At 70.6% G+C, this 4,991-nt stretch carries 5 protein-coding genes; 1 reads left to right on the top strand and 4 read right to left on the bottom strand.

Annotated elements, in window-relative coordinates; translation table 11 throughout:
- From ABZ098_RS44860 to sucC, 4 genes are all read right to left on the bottom strand, one after another.
- Positions 1-500, bottom strand: a 500-nt coding sequence (locus ABZ098_RS44860) for a CoA transferase (RefSeq protein ID WP_356600875.1), incomplete at its 3' end; no start/stop codon positions are given.
- An 80-nt stretch (positions 501-580) separates the two neighbouring features.
- Entirely contained in the window at positions 581-2,137 is a 1,557-nt protein-coding gene (locus ABZ098_RS44855) for an aldehyde dehydrogenase family protein (RefSeq protein ID WP_356600873.1), read from the bottom strand.
- A gap of 95 nt (positions 2,138-2,232) precedes the next feature.
- On the bottom strand, positions 2,233-3,132 hold the full coding sequence (gene sucD / locus ABZ098_RS44850) for a succinate--CoA ligase subunit alpha (RefSeq protein WP_356600871.1): 900 nt from the start codon (positions 3,130-3,132) through the stop codon (positions 2,233-2,235).
- Between the two features lie 11 nt (positions 3,133-3,143).
- The gene (gene sucC / locus ABZ098_RS44845) at positions 3,144-4,274 is read right to left on the bottom strand and encodes an ADP-forming succinate--CoA ligase subunit beta (RefSeq protein ID WP_356600870.1); all 1,131 of its coding nucleotides are present in this window, start codon (positions 4,272-4,274) and stop codon (positions 3,144-3,146) included.
- A gap of 214 nt (positions 4,275-4,488) precedes the next feature.
- On the opposite strand from sucC, the gene ABZ098_RS44840 reads away from it, so the two are divergent.
- Positions 4,489-4,991, top strand: a 503-nt coding sequence (locus ABZ098_RS44840; protein ID WP_356600868.1) for a CoA transferase, incomplete at its 3' end; no start/stop codon positions are given.

Genomic DNA, 4,991 nt, shown 5'->3' with positions numbered 1-4,991 from the left:
TCCCCGATCTGCGCGCCGGTGGCCAGTGGCGGCCCGTCCTCGAAGCCGGTCGTGGCCATCGACCCGCCCATCGCCTGCGCCACCACCTCATACGCCTTGAAGCCGGTGTACGGGCCCTCCCCGAAGCCCTTGATCGAGGCGTACACGATCCGGGGGTTGATCTCCCGGATCCGCTCCCACGTGAAGCCCATACGGTCCACCGCGCCCGGTGCGAAGTTCTCCACCAGCACATCCGCACCCCGGACCAACGCGGTCAGGATCTCCCGCCCCCGGTCCGTCTTGGTGTTCAGCGTGATGCTGCGCTTGTTGCAGTTGAGCATCGTGAAATACAGCGAGTCCGCATCCGGCACGTCCCGCAGCTGCCGGCGCGTGATGTCCCCGCCCGGCGCCTCCACCTTCACCACATCCGCCCCCAGCCACGCCAGCAACTGCGTCGCCGACGGACCCGACTGCACATGCGTCATGTCCAGCACCCGCACACCCTCAAGAGCCGACGTCATGCTCGTCACCCCATCTCTGTGTCGTCGTGTGTTCGCCGGTGGCCGGGCGGTGCCTCTGCTCGGCGCCGCCCGGCCTCGCCTCACGGCATGAGCTGGTACTCGGGGAAGTTCCCGGGCAGCCGCTCGCCCGCCGGGCCCTGAGTGACCGCACGCACCAGCAGATCGCCGCCGACGAAGGCGCCGCGCCAGGAGGCGCCGAAGCCGCCGAAGAGCTCGTCGCGGTCACCGCGGGAACGCGGCTTGCCGTGACCGACCTTGAACGCGCGGATCTGCGGGGCGAGCCGGTCGAAGGTCGCCCGGTCGTCGGTGGAGAGGGTGGCGACCAGGGCGCCGTTGGAGGCGTTCATGGCGGCCAGCAGTTCCGCCTCCGTGTCGACCAGGACGATGGTGTCGACCGGGCCGAAGGGTTCCGCGTGGTGCAGGGGTGAGGAGGGGGGCGGGTTCAGGAGCGTGACCGGCTGGACGTACGCCGAGGTGTCCTGGCCGGGCAGGAAGCGGGCGTCCGCCTCGCTGCCGCGGTGCACGGGGACGGCGCCGCGGCTGATGGCCTCGGCGACCTGGTCGCGGAGTTCCTTCGCCTTGGCCGCGTTGATCACCGGCCCGAAGTCCAGTGCCGGGTAGGGGTCGTCGGGGTGCTCGACGGCGAGCGGGTGGCCGAGGCGCAGGGTGCGCACGGCGGGGAGGTAGGCCGTCAGGAACTCGTCGAACAGCTCGCGCTGGACGACGAACCGGGGGTAGGCGGTGCAGCGCTGCTTGCCGTAGTCGAAGAGCTTGGGGATGACGGCGGTGAGCGCGTCCCAGTCGGTGTGGTTCCAGATGCCCCAGGTGTTGAGTCCCTCCTGTTCGAGGACGTGGCGCTTGCCGAGGTCGGCGACGGCCGTGGCGACGGCGGCACCGGTGTCGCGGCCGCCGACGAAGGAGACACAGCCGATCTCGGGCGCCCGCACCAGCGCCTCGGACAGCTCTCCCCCGCTGCCGCTGACTAGGGTGACGGGGATCCCCTCGCGGGCGGCGAGCGCGCAGGCCAGCGTCAGACAGGCGACACCGCCGTCGGTCGGGGTCTTGGCGATGACCGCGTTGCCCGCCAGTGCCTGCACCAGCATGGCGTGAACGAGCACGCTCATCGGGTAGTTCCAGCTCGCGATGTTGGACACCGGGCCGTCCAGCGGGGCCCGGCCCTCGACCATCGGTTCGATGCCGTCGACGTACCAGCGCACGCCGTCGATGGCCCGGTCGACGTCGGCCTGGGCGAGCCGCCAGGGCTTGCCGATCTCCCAGACGAGCAGGAGCGCGAGGAGTTCGCGGTGCTGGGTGAGGGCGTCGAGGGTGGCCGCGACGCGGGCCCGGCGCTCTTCGAGCCGTATGTGCCGCCAGGCGCGGTGCTGGTCGAGGGAGGCGCGGACGGCCTGGTGGGCGGCTTCCCGGTCCAGGCGGGGCGGGCCGGCGATCGGGCTGCCGTCGACGGGGCTGGTGGCGGGCAGGGCCCGGCCGTCGGCCCGCCAGGCGGAGGCCCAGAGGTTGAGGACGCGGTCGTCCCGGAACGCCTCGGGCGCGACGGCGAGGCAGCGCTGCCAGGCGTCGTTCCATGAGGTTCCGGACTTCACCACGAGGTGGGTGTCGTTGAGGGTGGTCGTCATGCGATGTCTCCGCTCTCGGTGCACAGTCGGGGGCGGGGTATGGGGGAACGCGGCGGGGCCGGTTGAAGCTCCGTCCGCCGCGGTGTGGTTCCGGGTCAGGCCCGAGGGGCCTCGCGGACCGTGTCCAGCAGGGTGAGCACGAGGCGGGCGGTCTCGGTGGGGGTGTTCCCGACCTTGACGCCGACCGCCTCCAGGGCCGCCTTCTTCGCCTGTGCCGTGCCCGCCGAACCGGACACGATGGCGCCGGCGTGGCCCATGGTCCGGCCCTCGGGCGCGGTGAATCCGGCGATGTAGCCGACGACGGGCTTGGTGACGTGCTCACGGATGTAGGCGGCCGCCCGTTCCTCGGCGTCGCCGCCGATCTCCCCGATGAGGACGATCAGTTCGGTGTCGGGGTCGTCCTGGAAGGCGGCCAGGCAGTCGATGTGGGTGGTGCCGACGACGGGGTCTCCGCCGATGCCGACACAGGTGGAGAATCCGATGTCGCGCAGCTCGTGCATGAGTTGGTAGGTGAGCGTGCCCGACTTGGACACCAGGCCGATCCGGCCGGACCGGGTGATGTCCGCGGGGATGATGCCCACGTTGGACTGACCGGGGGTGATCAGGCCGGGGCAGTTGGGGCCGACGATCCGCGTCCCCTTCTTCTTCGCGTACGACGTGAAGGCGACGGAGTCGTGGACGGGGATGCCCTCGGTGATGACGACGGCGAGGCCGATCCCGGCGTCGGCGGCCTCGACGACTGCCGCTTGCGCGAAGGCTGGTGGCACGAAGACGACGGTGACGTCCGCTCCGGTCGCCCGCATCCCCTCGGCGACCGACCCGAAGACAGGGACGACACGGTCGTCGAAGTCGACGGCCCAGCCGGCCTTGCGCGGGTTGACGCCGCCCACGACGTTCGTGCCGGCGGCGAGCATGCGCCGGGTGTGTCTCATGCCCTCGCCGCCGGTCATGCCCTGGACGAGGACCCTGGACTCCTTGGTCAGGAAGATGGCCATGTTCCGCTCCTTCAACCGGTGTGGGCGAGTTCGGCGGCACGGCGGGCGGCACCGTCCATGGTGGTGGCCTGCTGGACCAGGGGGTGGGCGTGACGGTCGAGGACGGCCCGGCCGCGGGCGGCGTTGTTGCCGTCGAGGCGCACGACGAGCGGCTTGGTGAGCCGGACCTCGTCCAGGGCCCGCACGATGCCGTCGGCGACCGCGTCGCAGGCGGTGATGCCGCCGAAGACGTTGACGAAGACGGACTTCACGGCCGGGTCCGACAGGATGACCGTCAGCCCGTCGGCCATGACCTGGGCCGAGGCGCCGCCGCCGATGTCGAGGAAGTTGGCGGGACGGGCCCCGCAGCCGGCGACCACGTCGAGGGTCGACATGACCAGGCCGGCGCCGTTGCCGATGATGCCGACCTCGCCGTCGAGTTTGACGTAGTTGAGGCCCTTCGCGGCGGCGGCGGCCTCCAGCGGATCGTCGTAGGCGATGTTCTCGTCGCCCCAACGGGCCTGCCGGAAGAGGGCGTTGTCGTCGAGCGTGACCTTCCCGTCGAGGGCGAGGATGTGCCCCTGCCGGGTGCGCACGAGCGGGTTGACCTCGACGAGGAGGGCGTCCTGGCGGACCAGGACCTCCCACAGCCGTACGAGGACGTCGACGGTCTGCGGTGGCAGGCCGGCCGCGGCGGCGATCTCGCCCGCCTTCGCCGAGGTGACGCCCTCGGCGGGGTCGACGGGTATCCGGGCGACCGCCTCCGGGCGGACCGCGGCGACCTCCTCTATGTCCATGCCGCCCTGGGCCGAGGCGATGGCGAGGAAGCCACCCGCGGCCCGGTCGAGGACGTAGGCGACGTAGAACTCGCTCTCGATGTCCACCGGTTGAGCCAGCATGACCTCCCCGACGGTGTGTCCCTTGATGTCCATGCCGATGATCCGGCGTGCCGTCCGCTCGGCCTCGCCGGGGTCGGCGGCGAGCCGCACCCCGCCCGCCTTGCCCCGGCCACCGGTCTTGACCTGCGCCTTGACGACGACACGGCCGCCGAGCCCGCGGGCGATCGCACGGGCCTCCTGGGGCGAGCCGGTGACCTCGGCGCGCGGCACCGGGATTCCGTGTTCTTCGAAGAGGGCCCGCGCCTGGTGCTCGTACAGGTCCATGATTCGGCTCCCGTCTGAAAGTCATGCGCGACTTAAAAGTGGTGCACGCCCCCTGGACATCACCCATCGGATGCGGGATAACAATCTTCATACAGTATTCGTCGACTGTATGCAATGTGCCGAACGGGAGCCGGACCAGGCGGGAACCAGCCAGAAATCAGCCAGGAACCAGCAGCGCCAGGACGCTCAAGGCAACGGACAAGTGAGGTGGCCTGTGTCGGGAACGGCTCTTGAGGGTGTGCGGGTGCTGGACATGACGCATGTGCAGTCGGGTCCGTCGGCGACGCAGTTGCTGGCGTGGCTGGGGGCGGATGTGGTGAAGGTGGAGGCGCCGGGCGGGGACATCACGCGCCGGCAGCTGCGGGACGTGCCGGATGCGGACTCGCTGTATTTCACGATGCTCAACTGCAACAAGCGCAGCATCACGCTGAACACCAAGACGGACCGGGGCCGGGAGATCCTGACCGCGTTGCTCCGGGATGCGGACGTGCTGGTGGAGAACTTCGCACCGGGCGCGGTCGATCGTATGGGCTTCACGTGGGAGCGGATCCGGGAGATCAACCCCCGGATCGTGTACGCCTCGATCAAAGGGTTCGGGGACGGCCCGTACACGAACTTCAAAGCGTATGAGGTGGTGGCGCAGGCGATGGGCGGGTCGATGGCCACGACCGGCTTCGAGGACGGGCCGCCACTGGCCACCGGCGCGCAGATCGGGGA

The organism is Streptomyces sp. NPDC006335 (genome assembly GCF_040612795.1).
Taxonomy (GTDB): Bacteria; Actinomycetota; Actinomycetes; order Streptomycetales; family Streptomycetaceae; genus Streptomyces.
The sequence above is the reverse complement of the archived record's forward strand: the minus strand, read 5'-3'. Positions and strand labels throughout refer to the sequence as shown.